General features: G+C 73.9%; 13 protein-coding genes and 2 pseudogenes. 7 read left to right on the top strand and 8 right to left on the bottom strand.

Translation table 11 applies throughout. From position 1 onward, the window contains the following. Positions 1-120 precede the first annotated feature (120 nt). From ABZ714_RS15125 to ABZ714_RS15115, 3 genes are all read right to left on the bottom strand, one after another. A complete protein-coding gene (locus ABZ714_RS15125; RefSeq protein ID WP_358825651.1) occupies positions 121-1,194 on the bottom strand; it encodes a hypothetical protein in 1,074 nt (357 codons plus the stop codon). A 144-nt stretch (positions 1,195-1,338) separates the two neighbouring features. After that, positions 1,339-2,232, bottom strand: a complete 894-nt coding sequence (locus tag ABZ714_RS15120; RefSeq protein ID WP_358825650.1) for a hypothetical protein — start codon at positions 2,230-2,232, stop codon at positions 1,339-1,341. A gap of 241 nt (positions 2,233-2,473) precedes the next feature. Next, on the bottom strand, positions 2,474-3,415 hold the full coding sequence (locus ABZ714_RS15115) for an NAD(P)-binding domain-containing protein (protein WP_358825649.1): 942 nt from the start codon (positions 3,413-3,415) through the stop codon (positions 2,474-2,476). A 179-nt stretch (positions 3,416-3,594) separates the two neighbouring features. On the opposite strand from ABZ714_RS15115, the gene ABZ714_RS15110 reads away from it, so the two are divergent. From ABZ714_RS15110 to ABZ714_RS15100, 3 genes are all read left to right on the top strand, one after another. Next, positions 3,595-4,518 (top strand): DUF4232 domain-containing protein, encoded by a 924-nt coding sequence (locus tag ABZ714_RS15110; RefSeq protein WP_358825648.1) that lies wholly within the window; start codon positions 3,595-3,597, stop codon positions 4,516-4,518. Positions 4,519-4,569: 51 nt separating this feature from the next. Further along, positions 4,570-5,379 carry a hypothetical protein gene (locus tag ABZ714_RS15105; RefSeq protein WP_358825647.1) on the top strand — a complete coding sequence of 270 codons (810 nt, stop codon included), beginning with the start codon at positions 4,570-4,572 and terminating at the stop codon, positions 5,377-5,379. An 81-nt stretch (positions 5,380-5,460) separates the two neighbouring features. Continuing rightward, entirely contained in the window at positions 5,461-6,000 is a 540-nt protein-coding gene (locus ABZ714_RS15100) for a DUF1707 domain-containing protein (protein ID WP_358825646.1), read from the top strand. Positions 6,001-6,039: 39 nt separating this feature from the next. Here ABZ714_RS15100 and ABZ714_RS15095 read toward each other — a convergent pair whose 3' ends face one another. Then, positions 6,040-6,963 (bottom strand): hypothetical protein, encoded by a 924-nt coding sequence (locus ABZ714_RS15095; protein WP_358825645.1) that lies wholly within the window; start codon positions 6,961-6,963, stop codon positions 6,040-6,042. Between the two features lie 21 nt (positions 6,964-6,984). Then, positions 6,985-8,157, bottom strand: coding sequence for a hypothetical protein (locus ABZ714_RS15090; RefSeq protein WP_358825644.1), 1,173 nt, complete (start codon positions 8,155-8,157; stop codon positions 6,985-6,987). Between the two features lie 395 nt (positions 8,158-8,552). Here ABZ714_RS15090 and cutA point away from each other — a divergent pair, with 395 nt between their 5' ends. Continuing rightward, a complete protein-coding gene (gene cutA / locus ABZ714_RS15085; protein ID WP_358825643.1) occupies positions 8,553-8,885 on the top strand; it encodes a divalent-cation tolerance protein CutA in 333 nt (110 codons plus the stop codon). A gap of 43 nt (positions 8,886-8,928) precedes the next feature. On the opposite strand, the gene ABZ714_RS15080 is transcribed toward cutA, so the two are convergent. Then, entirely contained in the window at positions 8,929-9,501 is a 573-nt protein-coding gene (locus ABZ714_RS15080) for a GNAT family protein (protein WP_358825642.1), read from the bottom strand. 137 nt (positions 9,502-9,638) lie between these two features. Then, positions 9,639-9,983: pseudogene (locus ABZ714_RS15075) on the bottom strand (GNAT family N-acetyltransferase); the annotation flags it as partial. A 90-nt stretch (positions 9,984-10,073) separates the two neighbouring features. Here ABZ714_RS15075 and ABZ714_RS15070 point away from each other — a divergent pair. Further along, positions 10,074-10,349, top strand: a pseudogene (locus ABZ714_RS15070) (helix-turn-helix domain-containing protein); the annotation flags it as partial. A 77-nt stretch (positions 10,350-10,426) separates the two neighbouring features. After that, entirely contained in the window at positions 10,427-10,876 is a 450-nt protein-coding gene (locus tag ABZ714_RS15065; RefSeq protein WP_358825641.1) for a hypothetical protein, read from the top strand. A gap of 16 nt (positions 10,877-10,892) precedes the next feature. On the opposite strand, the gene ABZ714_RS15060 is transcribed toward ABZ714_RS15065, so the two are convergent. Further along, on the bottom strand, positions 10,893-11,816 hold the full coding sequence (locus tag ABZ714_RS15060) for a GNAT family N-acetyltransferase (protein WP_358825640.1): 924 nt from the start codon (positions 11,814-11,816) through the stop codon (positions 10,893-10,895). Positions 11,817-12,109: 293 nt separating this feature from the next. Between ABZ714_RS15060 and ABZ714_RS15055 the strand changes: the two genes are divergently transcribed. Then, a complete protein-coding gene (locus ABZ714_RS15055) occupies positions 12,110-13,684 on the top strand; it encodes an MFS transporter (protein ID WP_358825639.1) in 1,575 nt (524 codons plus the stop codon). The last annotated feature ends 26 nt before the right edge of the window (positions 13,685-13,710 follow it).

Below are 13,710 nucleotides of genomic sequence, written 5' to 3'. Positions count from 1 at the left end.
GCACGGGCGGGCTCGGGGCTCTCCCGGGCCGAGTGGGGTCAGCACCTCGACGACATCCCGTACCGGGACACCTGCGGGTAGGGGGGGACGGGGACGGGGCCGTCGTGGCGCACGGCCGGGTCAGAAGACCACCCGGGTGGTGGGGGTCTGTCCCGAGACCGCCTGCCGGAGCCGTTCGGTGAGCGTCCCCGTCAGGATCTCCAGATGGTCGGCGCCGTAGGTCTCCGTCCAGCTCTCGGCCTCGATCTCGTAGATGACGCCGACGACGACGGTGCCGCTTCTGACCACGGAGTGGACCTCCTTGGGCGCTTCGCCGTCCTGCTCGTAGGCATGGCTCTCGTCTCCCAGGGCGGGCAGGGCCACGGAGGGCGGCTTGGTCTCCTTCATCTCCCGGTAGAACTGCCGGGCGGCCGTGACATCGGGGAAGCCGATGACGTGGAAGGACGCCACGTTGTCCGTCTCCGGTGCCAGGTAACTGACGGTGCCGCAGGCCGACATCCGGGTCGCGACCGGCGGGCACTCCGTCCCCTGGGCGACCTCCGGGGCGGACTCCACGGTCCAGCCGCCCGGTACGGCGTCGAGACCCGGGAGGATCGACGCCACCACGTCCCGGTCCTTGAGCACCGAGCGGTCGCGGCCGTCGAACCGGCCGTCCGGGCCGCCCGGCCGGGCCGCCGTGCCGCCGCCCCGGCCGGAACCGCCGGCCGCCTCGTCCCCGTCGAGTGCCTTCGCGCCGCCGTAGACGGCGAGCACCACGATTCCCAGTACACAGGCGACCGTCGCCAGCAGGGCGCCCGCGCCGCCACGGGTGGTCGAGATCGTCAGCGGGCCGAGGGAGAGCTCTCCGGCCGGGTCGCCGGTGGCGGTGCCCGAGGGGTTCGGTGGCCGCCCGGGCGGTTCGGCGGGCGGCGGCGGTGCCGTCAGCAGGGTGGCCAGCCGCCGTCCGAACTCCGGATCGGAGCCGACGGCCTCCCGCAGCGCCGTACCCAGCCGGTCCGCCGCCGCCGGGTCCCGGGGCGATACGCCGAGGCCGGTGAGGGCGGCCCGGCCGGACTCCGATTCCCCGAGCCGCTCCCGTACGAGACGGACGACGGCCGGTACCGTCCCCGCGCCGGTCGCGGACCCCGTACCAGTACTTGTGCCGGTCCCCGCGCCCGTACCCGTACTTGTGCCGGTACTTGTGCCCGTGTCCATGCCCGTACTTGTGTCCGCGCTCGCGGCGACGACGATCGGTACCACCGTCGACAGTAAGCCCGCCGTATCCATCCGGCCCCCTTTGACGAAGGCCAAGTATGGGGAGCGACCGGCGCGAACTGAAGGCTCCGGACTCCGGCGGTATCACGGTGCCGTACAGACAACCGCCGCCCGCAGGTTCTGCGGCTGGCTGGTGGTGTTGATCGCGTGCACCTCCCAGCCGTTCGGGGTCAGGCCGCCGGTCGAGACGTAGAGGAAGACCCCGCGGAGGACCGCGTCGGCGGTGCCGCCGCCGCTGGGGACCCGCCCGGCGGGGCAGATCGCGATGGCCGAGCCGCTCTGCCCCGGGGGCAGGACGGTGAACGAACTGTCGATCGAGATGGAGTGCGGCTTGGGCGAGCAGATCGCGACGGCCCGGATCCGCGAGCCGACGGTGTCGCGGTTGAGCGCGCCGGTCTGCCAGCCGTCGGCCTTCGGGGTGGAGAACTGGATGTACGCGGCCGGGCCGGACGACCCCGGCAGGACACCCAGGCTCATACCGCCGCCGGTGACGGCCTCGTCGGGCAGACAGGACGCCGCGACGACCCCGGCCACCCCGGGGGAGACGACGAGACCGGGGCTGAACCGCTGGACCACCGGATCGGCCGAGCAGACGGCGTAGGCGGTGACGGAGTGGGCGTTGACCGGATCGGTGTTGACGGCCTCGATCTCCCAGCCCTGGTGGGGGGTGGGACTGCCGCCGCTCGCCGCCGGATGCGTCATGGTCAGCCGCAGGGCGCTCGCGCTCTCGGCGCTCCGGTTGCCACCGCCCACGACGTGGGGTGCCGAGGCGGGACACTCGGCGAAGGAGTTGGCGAAGCTGCCGGGCGGGATCGACACGGTCGGCCCCAGTACGTCGACGTGTACGGCCCGCGTCCTCGGCGGCCCGGTCTCGGGCGGGGCGGGTGCGGTGGGGGTGGCGGGTGCGGCGGCCGTGCCCAGGGTCAGGCTCAGCAGGGTCGCGGCGGCGATCAGCAGGGGAACACGGGGGCTTCGCATGGGGGCTCCTGGGCGGGGCGCTGTGCGGGGCCGGACGGCCGAGACGGCGGTCCGGCCCCGGGTCGGCGTATGCCCGGCCGGCCGGCCGGGATCCGGTGGCCCGGGGCCGATGGCGGCCGGGGGGTCCGGCGATCCGGGGGCGTACGGGGTGAGGATGACCGGTGCCGGGGGTGCCGTACCGCCGTCTCACCCGAACGCCCCGGCGGCCCGCCCGGCGCGACCCGAACGGACCGCGCGGCACTCAGCTCCGCGCCTCCGCCTCCGCCTCCGCCGCTTCCGCCGACTCCTCTGTTGTCAGGGATTCGACCGCGCGGGCCAGACTGTGGCGGCCGTGGCCCCGGGCCACCTGGTCCTCGAAGAGCCGCTGGAGCGGGGCGATCAGCTCCGTGCCGAGCCCCTGGGACTCGGTCGCCGTGAGGATGTTCCGCAGGCCGGACGCGTTCATCTCCAGGCTCGACGTCTCCGTGTCGTACCTCCCGGCGTCGATCTCCGCCGCGAACTCCGGCAGCGCGGCCTGGACACCCGTCAGCCAGCGGTTGAGATGACCGGTCATGTCGACCGCCTTGATTCCCTCCGTCCGGGCCAGGGCCATGGCCTGGAAGAAGCCGGCGAAGAGCCCGTACATCCTACTGAGGATCGCCACGTCGTGGACGGAGGCCAGTCCGGGATCGGAGCCCACGAAGGTCCCCGCGCCCAGCGGGTCGAGCACCGCGCGGAACTTCTCGTACGCCGCCTCGGTACCGCTGTAGAGGATGAACGCGTCGTCGGTGCCGATGGTCTGCGGTACGGCGTACACCGCGCCCACCAGATAGCCGGCGCCGTACTCCTCGACGAGGGAGGCGAGTTCACGGGCCGGGCCCGGGGTCGCGGTCGTCAGATTGGCCACCGTCCGGCCCGGGAGCGCCGGGGCGACCGAGACCAGGAGGTCCCGCGCGGAGTCCTGGTCGAGGACCGCCACGACGACCAGTTCGGCCGCGGCGACGGCCGCCGCCGGGGAGTCGGCCCGTACGGCGCCCCGGGCGACGAGCGCGTCCGCCTTCGCGGCGGTCCGGTTCCATACGGTCGTCGGATGCCCGGCGGCCAGGAACGCCCCGGCCAGCGCCTGGCCGAGGTTGCCGAGCCCGATGACGGAGACGGACACGGGGGCGGAGCCGGAGACGGAGGGGAGCTGCTGAGCGTTCATGGTTCGGATCCCTTCGAGGGGGGCGGTGTGTCGGTGTCGACGCCGTCATCGTGTCGGGGCGCGCTGTCGGTTCACTGCCGGTCCGCTGCCGGTCCTGCGCCGGTCCGCTGCCGGTATTACCGGGCCCGGTGTGGCGCGGGTCATGGCACGGGACACCGAGGTGCTGATGGGGTGTCCCGATGCGCGCCACCACCACCACGCCACCGGCCGTCGCCGCCGTACTCGTGGCCACCCTGGCCCTGACCGGCTGCGGCGACGACGGCACCGCGGTGTCGCGCGGCGACGAATGCCGGATCGCCGTCTCCCCGCGGCCGGGGGCGCCCGTCGGGGACGGCGCGAAGGACGCCGTACGGATCATCGAGACGACCGGCTTCGCCCCGGCGCCCGAGCGGTGCGCCGACCGGGAGCTGACGGCGGAGTTCGAGGTCACCAACGGGAAGCGGGAGCCGTATACGTACACCGTCACGTTCTCCGTCACCGACGCCTCTTCCGGGCGGGCCCACAGCACCGGCCCGGTGACGGTCGCGGCCGTCCAGGCGGGCGGGACCGTACGGCGCACCTTCACCGCGCCCCACGTTCCGTCCGAGGTCCGCGCCTCGGCCCGGGTGAGCGTCACCGAGGTCCGCTCGGTCCCGACGGACGAGGTCGGCTCCCCCTCGGGCGGATGTCCTCCGTCGGGGGTCCGGGTGACCGCCGGCCAGGGGAACGCGGCGATGGGCCTGCGGGTCGTCGGCGTCACGCTCACCAACTGCGGCACCCGCCCGTACACCCTCGACGGCCACCCCGGCCTCACCCCGCTGGACGAGGACCACCGGCCGCTCGACGGCGTCCGGATCCTGCCAGGAGGCGGGGACATCGCCCAGGTCACCGGCTTCGACGCGGCACCGCGCCCGGTGACCCTGGCGCCGGGGGAGACCGCGACGACCGATCTGATGTGGCGCAACACCCATACCGGCTACGGCGAGGCGGCGTCCGCGCCGTACGTCCGGCTGGTCCCGAAGCCGGGCGCGCCGCCGGTGACGCTGATCCCGGAGCTGGACCTGGGGACGACGGGGAAGCTGGGAGTCAGCGCGTGGCAGAAGCCGGCGAAGGGGAGCCGGTGAAGGGGAGCCGATGAACGAGACGAACCCGACTCATTCGATCAAGGGGAGCCGATGACGACCGAGGGAGCCGGGCCCGCCGGACCGCCGTTGTTCGATATCGCCCGGGTCTTACCCGAGTTGGTGCCGCTGACCCGCCGGACCACGGCCCTCCGCCCGAAGCGGGGCGCGCCGACACCCTACGAAAGCTCCCTCGGCGGCCCGCTGCTGTGGCCCGGGGACACCCCGTGGCCCGTCTGCGACCGGCCGGACCACCACGACTGGGTCGAGTCCCCGTCCCCGGGAGCGGTCCCCATGGTCCCGGTACTCCAGCTCTTCGCCCGGGACGTGCCCCAACTGCCCTTCCCCGAGGGGACGGACGTCCTCCAACTGCTGTGGTGCGCCCTGCTCCACCCCGACGAGCCGTCCGGGGCGGTGCGCCCCGTACTCCACTGGCGTACGGAGTCGGCGCTCGTGCCGCTCGTGCCGTCCGGGATCCCGGGGGACGTGCCGCGCCCGGCCGAGGGGGAGTACGAGCCGGACTTCCTGCCCGTCGCGTGCACCCTGGCGCCGGTGGAATGCGTCGACTATCCGAACCGGGATCTGCCGGAGGAGTTCGTTCCGCGCGTACTGCGGGCCGAGGAGGAGTTCGGCTTCTTCCTGACGGAGTTCGGCGTACTGGAGTCCAAGGCCGGTGGCTACCCCGCGTGGACCCAGCCCCCGGACTGGCCGTACTGCGCCGCCGGACACCGGATGGAGCATCTGCTGAGCGTCACGGGCGACGAGGAGTCGCGGATGGACATGGGGGACGCCGGGGGTGTCTATCTCTTCGTCTGTACCGAGTGTCCGGGGTTGCCGTACGCGTCGCGGTACGACTGCCACTGAGCGCGCCGCACCCATAAATCGCATAAACAGTCCGGGAGTTGGCGTACGAGAGCCCTGTCGCCGGGAACTACAGTGAGGAGGGTGACCTCACCCCCGGAAGACCTTCAGCGCCGGATCCGCGAAGCCGACCGTGAGGCCGCCGTCCAGCGCCTCCAGGAGGCGTATGCCGAAGGGCAGCTCACCCACGAGGAGATGGACCAGCGACTGGACGGGGTGCTGACGGCCTCGACCCGGGGCGACCTCGAAGCGGTCCTCGCGGTCCTGCCGCCGGAGGAGCCCGGCACGGTCGCCGAGATCGGCGCGGCGGGCGGCCGGATCCGCCGAACCGGCGCCTGGAAGGTGCCGAGGACGCTGAAGGTGGCATCGGCGTTCGGCCGGGTGCGGCTCGACCTCTCCCGGGCGGTCATCGATCACCCGGTGATCGATATCGAGCTTCAGATCGGTACCGGGAGCGCCCGGATCACGGTCCCGCGCGACGCGGTCGTGGACCTCGGCGGACTGACCACGGGCTGGAAGGACGTCCGCTACAAGCCGCGCGCGGCCAAGGGCAAGGGCCCCACGATCCGGATCACGGGCGCGATGGGCATGGGCAGGCTGAAGATCCGCCACGCGTTCCGCTGAGGGGCCGGGGGCGTCGACGGGGGCCGGGCCGTTCGGATCTCAGTCGCCGCAGCCGCCCCCGCAGGAGTCCGCGCCGTAGGCGTCGGCCCAGTCGCCCCCGCCGTCGTCCGGGCGGCCGTTCGCCGAGCCAGGCTCGCGCCGGGGCGGGCGCGGCGGACCGGGACGTACGGCCCCCTTGAGCAGGGCGCTGCGGATCCGGGGCGGCACGTCCGCCACAGCAGTCCCGGCCCGGGCCCGGCAGAAGCGGTTGAAGCGGCGCCAGCGCCGGGAGTACTCACCGGGCCAGGCCAGGGCCGTGGCCCAGAGGAGCCACCAGATCGGCAGGATCGCCACCATCCAGAACCCGGGTTCCCAGCCCAGCAGGGGAAGCGGCACCTCGTTCGCCATGCCCTGGACGGTCACCCCGATGGTGACGACGAAGGAGACGACGCCGATCACGGTCTGGCAGGGCTCGGCGAACCAGCGCACCTGAGGCTTCCGTTCGGCGAGCAGGTCCCGGTACGCCGTGAACTCCGCCGCGTCGCGGACGTCGTGGAACCGGGTCTCCGCCGACCCCCGCCGCCGGAGGCCGTCGAGGAGCGCGGCCAGTACCGGATCGGACGGTTCGGGCACCCCTGGTACGGCGGTTATGGCGCCGTCGTCGGCGACCGTGACCGCGCCCTGGTGCGCCAGGAGCAGCAGGGCCGTCAGGGTGGCGGTGAAATCGCCGTCCGACTGCTGCGCCGCCTCGACCGGCCCGATGCCCTCCCGCTCGATCCGCCGGATGACGGCGCGGTCGGGCAGCCCGCCCAGCAGCCGCCACAGCCCCAGGGCGGCATGGACCGCCGCGAAGCCCAGCAGCCACCAGAGCACGAACAGTCCGTCGTCGTATCCCCACCCCATGGCCGCCCCCGGCAGTCGACTGGCGGCTACGTGCCCCGTACGGGCCCCGGCCATGCCCGCGGAGCCCGGTGTCTCGGCCACCGGTTCTCCGGCGGGCGAGGCTCAGGACCGGGTGGCGGTCGCGCAGTCCTCGTCCGCCGTCGTACCGTCGCCGCTCTCGACCGGCCGGCTGCGGTCGTACGGATCTATTCGCGGCCCCCCGTCGGCGGGCCGGGCGTCACCCGTGCCGAAGGGCGGCACGAAGTAGCCCGTGGGCTCCCCGCAGCCGCCGTTGGTCATGTCCAGCGCGTACGAGACGAGCGACATCGTGCCCGGCTCGGTGGTGACCCGGGACGGATCGTCCCAGCTCATCACCAGCACGCGCCGGACGATGGTGCGGATGACCTCGGCGTCGGGGTCGCCCTCGACCGCCGCCGGGGTGACCGGATAGACGAAGGTGACATCGGCCGTCACCTCGACCGCGCCCCGCTTGCCCTCCCGGAAGGAGAGCCGGCCACGGGTCTTCACGGTATCGCCGACCAACTGGGCCTGCCCCGGCCGGAACCGGCTGAAGAGGAGCAGCGGATCGGTGTCGGCGGTGGGCGGCGCGGCCGGTGACAGGGCCGTACGGAGGTACTCCTGGATGTCCTTCTGGTGCGGGTTCAGCAACGCGATCGCCTCGGCGGGCCGTTCGCCCCGGAGCACCCGGGGGTCGAGCCCGGCGCCGACCAGGAAGTCCCGGCTCTGCCGCAGGGCCCGGTCCACCTGCGCGGCGTCCATCCAGCCGGTGGCCCGGCCCGCCGGGACGGTGATCCCGGCCGCGCCGTCGGCCCAGCGGGCGGCGGGCGACCCCCGGAACGGGTCGTCGAGGGTGCCCCGGAGCCCGGACGAGGAGCCGGGCGCGCCCGTCGGAGCGCCCGTCTCGGCGGCCAGGGGCGTCTTGTTCTCCTGCCCGCCGCCGCCGAACAGGTCGGTGACCTGCTGCGGGAAGATCGCCACGGCCAGCAGGGCGAGGGTGACCACGATCCCGATCACGTACCAGGCCGTCCGTCTCCTGGCCCGCGGACCCGTCCGGGGCCCGGCGCCGAGCCGGGACTCACCCGGGGAGTACGTACGCCAGCCCGGCGGCGGCTCCGGGTTCTCCCGCAGCCGCCGGGTGACCTCACGGGCCCGGGCCGACGGCTCGACGGGGGCGTCGGCCGCCGTACCCTCCACGGACTCGCGGAGGAACCGGTCCCAGTCGTCGTCGGAGACGGACGAACCGTCGTGCCCTTCCTGTCCCCCCGCGCCGCTCACGCCGTACTCCCCGTTGTCGTCGTCCGAACGCTCAAGATTCGTACGGATGATCCCATGGAGGTCCGACAGCCGCCGTATCGGCGGACGGCAATAGGACGCCCCGATGGCCGGATCGAAAGACCTCCGAACACTCGGTACGGCTCTGCGCCACCTGCCCTCGGGGCCTGATCCTCAGCCCCCGGGCGGTACCCTCCACGGCCTCGACACAGGCGCGGGCGACGTCGTGCCCGGCGGTATTCAGGGCGGCGGCCACGGCGGCACCTGTCGTTCCTGACGCTCCGATCACCAGTACCTTCGTACGGCGGATGATGTCAGCGCCGCCCCGGTACGTCGTGGAAGTCCCCGATATCCCCGACTTCCCCCAGAAAATCGGACCAGGCCGAAGGAGCCCCGCTGTGCCGACGAACGTCGTAGTCGCCCAGACCACCGTGGACGACGAGCCGAAGGCGACGGCCCTGGCCCGGGGCGCGGTCGAATCCCGCCTCGCGGCCTGCGCCCATGTCGACCCCCCGCTCCGCGCGGTCTACCGATGGCAGGGCGAGATCCAGGACGACCGCGAGTGGCGCGTCTCGTACAAGACGACCCGCGACCGCCTCCCGGCCCTGGCGGCCTGGGTCGCCGCCGAGCACCCGTACGACGTCCCGGAATGGATCGTCCTGCCGGTGGAGTCCGGCTCGGACGCCTACCTGGCCTGGGTCGCGGAGGAGACCACGCCGGAGGGGGAGTGACTTTCGGGGCGCGTCCGTAGGACCGGTGGCGGTCGTCGGCGCCTCAGCGGGCCGGAGTCGGCGCGGCCGAAGGCTGCCAATCCCGCCTGAGCAGCCCGTAGATCCAGGAGTCGGACACCACGCCGTTCACGACGCAGTCCTCCCGGAGCGTCCCTTCCCGGACGAATCCGAGCTTCTCCAGCACCCGGCCGGACGCGGCGTTGCGCGTATCGGCCTCGGCCTGCACCCGGTTCAGGTCGAGTGTGTCGAACGCCCAGGTCAGCACGGCGTGCGCGGCTTCCGTCGCATACCCGTGGCCCCACGCCGACTTGTCGAGGACGTATCCCAGCGACGCGCTCCGGAAGTCCGGGTTCCACGAGGTCAGCCCGCACCAGCCGACGAAGGCCCCGTCAGAGGCCCGGTCGATGGCCACCCGTGCCCCGGACCCTTCGTCCTGGATCCTCGCGCACGTCGCGATGAAGCGGTCGGCGCGAGCCGGATCGGTCCACGTCGGAGAGTCCCAGTAACGCATCACTTCGGTGTCGCTGTGCAGTGCGTACAGGTGGTCCGCGTCGGCGTCGGTGAAGGGGCGCAGCCGCAGGCGCGCGGTGTCGAGTGAGGGCGTGGCCGGAGTCATGCGGACCATCTTGCGTCGGGGTGGGGCTGGCGGGACACCGGTTATCCGACCCCGACCCCGACCCCGACCCCGGCCCCGGCCCGCCGCCCCCGCGCCCCCGTTGCACGGGCGGAGCACGGCCTTCCCGCGCGAGCGGTGCGTACCGCCAGCTCCATCAGCCCGAAGGTGCGGTGCCCGTCCTCGCGGCGCGTCGCGGCGTCTACGGGTTCGGTGAGCCGGTCCCACCAGTCGGTATCCGGCGGTACGTGATGCCCGTACGCCATGCCCACGGGCTCCCCGTCCCCCGTCCGCGCCAGGACGGCCCGGAAGCCCGGCCGCCGCGTCTGGCCGCCGAACCGCTGGAACGCGGCGGCGACATCGCTCTCGGTCTCGCGGTACGGCGGTTCCGCGAACACCTCGGCGTAGATCATTCGGAACGCGTCCTCGGCCCCGACTGCGGCCGGGCCGTCGAGCCGTACGACGGTGGTGGTGTGCTCGGTCATCTCGTCCCCTCCCCGATCCCTCCCCTGTGCCGACATGATCGCCCGCCGGGGCCGGGCGCTCCACCACAACACCGATCTAGGGTGGGGCATATGCGTTACGGGGTGCTGGGGCCGCTCGTCGTCCGGGGTGGGGACGGGGAGGCCGTCGGTGTGGCCGGGGCGCGGGTGCGGATGTTGCTGGCGCGGCTGCTGGTGGAGCCGGGGCGGGCTGTGGGCGAGGACCGGCTCGTGGCCGATCTGTGGGGCGGCGATGAGCCGCCCGAGCATCCCCGCAACGCCCTTCAGGGGCAGGTGTCCCGGCTCCGGGCCGCCCTGGAGCGGGCCGTGGGGCCCGGCGGGCGGGGGCTCGTCGAACGGGACGCGGCAGGGTACCGGCTGCGGGTCGCGGCGGGTGAGGTCGATTCGGACTGGCCCTCGGGGCCCGCAGGACCGGGGAGTACGACGTGGCCGAGACCCATCTGCGGGCGCTGCTCACCTGGTTCGAGGACGCCGCCTACGGGCCCGGCCGCGCCCTGGTCCTGGCCGAGCTGGGGTTCGTCGCCGAGGAACGCGGCGAAGCGGATTCGGCGTACCTCCGCCATCACGACGGTCTGACGGCCGCCCGCGAACTGGGCGACCCCCGGGCCGTGGCGCTGGCCCTCGAAGGGCTCGCCGGGGCGCACGCCCTGGGCGGTGATCCGGAGCGGGCCGCCGTACTGCTGGGCGCCGCCGCCGCCGCGCGGGAGTCGGCCGGCGCCCCGCTGCCCGCCGCCGAACGCCGCGACGTGGACCGGGTGTCCGCCGCCGCCCGGACGGCCCTCGGGGAGTCCGCGTACACGGCCGCCTACGGGCGGGGTACGGCCCTGGAGGGGGCGGCGGAGGCGGCGGAGTACGCGGTCGGCCGTACCGGCTGACCAGGCGGGACGCCTTTCACAACTTCAGCTGGAACTCCAGCGACCGATGGGTGGAGCGGTAGCCCAGCCGCTCGTTGACCCGGCGCATGGCGTGGTTCGTCTCGGCCGTGTCGGTGACCAGGCCCGGCGCGCGGGGGGTCAGGGACCGGGCGTGGCGGATCGACGCCGCCTTCATCCACAGGGCCAGACCGCGTCCCCGGTGCTCGGGCAGAACGCCCGTACCGTAGTTGACGCCGTCCCCGTCGCCGTCGCCGTCCTTGTTGCCCGGCAGGACGAGTTCGGTGAATCCGGCGATCGAACCGTCGGCGACGTCCACGGCGGCGACCGTGTGCAGCAGGTCGCCGCGCTCCTCGACCCGCCGGGCCACCGCGCGGACCCGCTCCTCGTCCCAGACGGGGGTCCCGAGGTCGGCGTCCTCCGCCGGCATGTCGTCCATGGCGCGCCGGGCGGCCGTGAACGTGGCCGCCAGGGCGTCCGGTACGGTCCCGGACCACGACGTCAGCCGGTAGCCGGGGGGTGCCTCGGCGACGAGCCGGGCGAGCGTCGCCGGGTCCGCCTCGGCGAGCGGCAGCCGGGAGTGGAGCAGGGTGAGGGCGGCCCGGAAGCCCCGGGCGGCCAGGAACGCGGCGCCCGGCGAGCCCGCGTCCGCCCCGGCGAGTACGGAGCGGCGGCCGTCCGCGCGGGCGGTCGCCAGGGCGTGGTCCAGAAGGCGCGTACCGATACGGCGGCGGCGGCCGGCCGGGTCGACCTCGATCCGGAGTGCGGCGATCCGGCGCCGGCCGGGGTCGGTGAAGAGCCGTAGGGACGCCGTACCGCGAGGTGTTCCGTCGGCGCCGGTGGCCACGAGGGTCAGCCGGTCGTCATCGGGGGTATCGCTATCCGTCCGGGTGATGCGGAGGAACGGTTCAGCGGTGTCGTACGGGGTGGATGGGAACGACAAGGGGGCTCCGTCGGGTGGTGGTGGAGACGGGGGATTCGGGCCGGCCGGGGATCGTGCTGCCCCACTGAGCGCTCGTACGCATCTGCCGTACACCTCCTCGTCGACGGAACCGGACCGGTGGAACGACGACGACCGGGCGGCGTGGGGACGGTACCGCCCGGGCGACGGGCGCGCCATCGGATATCCGGCGGGCGGCCTCCCCGGGGCAGGACAGGCCGGGGCTGGGCGTGGCGTGGCGGGGCGGGGGCAAAATCGCTGGTGGAGGGGGAGGCCGGATCGGCACGGTGGAGTCCATGTCATCATCCGAACCCGCCGCCCCCGGCGACATATCCCGGATATCCCGTACGTCCCGACCGGCCGCCCCGCCCCGGACCGCCGGGCCGTCCCCGGGGAGCGCCGCGCCGCCGTCCGGGACCGGCCGCCGGCCCCCCGGGCTCTGGCGGGACCGCGACTTCCGGGCGTTCTTCACATCCGTGACCCTCAGTCTGCTCTCCACCAGTGTCAGCTATATCGCGCTGCCGCTGATCGCGGTGCTCGCCCTCGGTGCCGGGCCGGGCGAGGTCGGGCTGCTGGCGACCCTCGGCACGGTCGCGTTTCTGCTGATCGGACTGCCCGCGGGCGCCTGGCTCGACCGGCTCGACCATCGCCGGGTGATGGTCTGCGCCGAGGTGACCAGGGCCGTGGTCTTCCTCTCCGTACCGCTGGCCTGGGCGCTGGACGCGCTCACCCTCTGGCAGTTGTACGCGGTGGCGCTGATCGGCGGCTGTGCGATGGTCTTCTTCGACGTGGGGACGCAGAGCGTTCTGCCGGGTCTGGTGGGGCCCGAGCGGCTGATCCGGGCCAATACGGCGGTGGTCACCCTCCACGCGGCCGGACAGGTCACGGGCCGGGGCGCGGGCGGTCTGGTGATCTCGGCCATTTCGGCTCCGCTCGCGGCCCTGGCCACGGGTTTGCTCCATCTCGCGTCGGCGCTGCGGCTCGCCACCCTCAAGAACTTGTCCGGTGGGAAGAGGTCCGGGACGCGTTCCGGCGGCGGGCCGTCCGGCGCCGTCCCGGCCGGTACGGCGCCGGGCGCGGCCCGCGATACGGCGCCGGGCGCACGGGCACCGAGGCGCCCGGGGCTCGCGGCCGAGATCGGGGAGGGGCTGCGGCACGTCCTGGGCCGCCCCGAACTGCGGGCGCTGGTCGTCATCGGGATGCTGACCAATCTCGGCGCGCAGTTGGTGATGGCCCTGATGCCGGTGCTGTTCACCCAGGAGCTGGGGATGTCGGCCGGGGTGCTGGGGCTGTTCTGGTCGGTGGCCGGGATCGGGGTCTTCCTCGGCGCCCGGCTGGCCCGGCCGCTGGGGGAGCGGTTCGGCTACGGGCGGACGATCGCCTGGTCCGGCCTGGTGTGCTCCCCGATGGCGCTGCTGATTCCGCTGATCGACCGGGGCTGGTGGCTGGGTCTCGCGGCCTTCGGCCTGATGACGGACTGCGTCCGGGCCGGAGTCTTCAACGTCCTCGGGGTCACCCTGCGGCAGAGCATGACCCCCGATGAGCTGCTCGGCCGGATGAACGCCACGTTCCGGTTCCTCTTCTTCGGGGCGCTGGCGGTGGGCGCGGGCCTGGCGGGGCTGATCGGACAGTTCGTGGACATCCGCGCGGCGCTGTGGGCGGGTTCCGTGAGTGTGACGCTGGTCGCCCTGCCCGCGTTCATCGGGCTGCGGCGCGGCTCGTGGTGGCGGGGCGGCCCGCCGGCGATCCGTACGGAACCGGCCGGGCAGGCCGACCGCGCCACGGCCCCCGCCGACCCGACGGACCGCGCGGAGACGGGGGACCGCGCCGAATCGGCCGAACCGTCCGGCCCGGCGGTATCACGGGATTAAACCCCGGTCGCACATGTTGTCGACTA

The organism is Streptomyces sp. NPDC006798, assembly GCF_040635975.1.
GTDB lineage: Bacteria > Actinomycetota > Actinomycetes > Streptomycetales > Streptomycetaceae > Streptomyces.
Note: the sequence above shows the minus strand (reverse complement) of the source record. Positions and strands in the feature narration are given on the sequence as shown.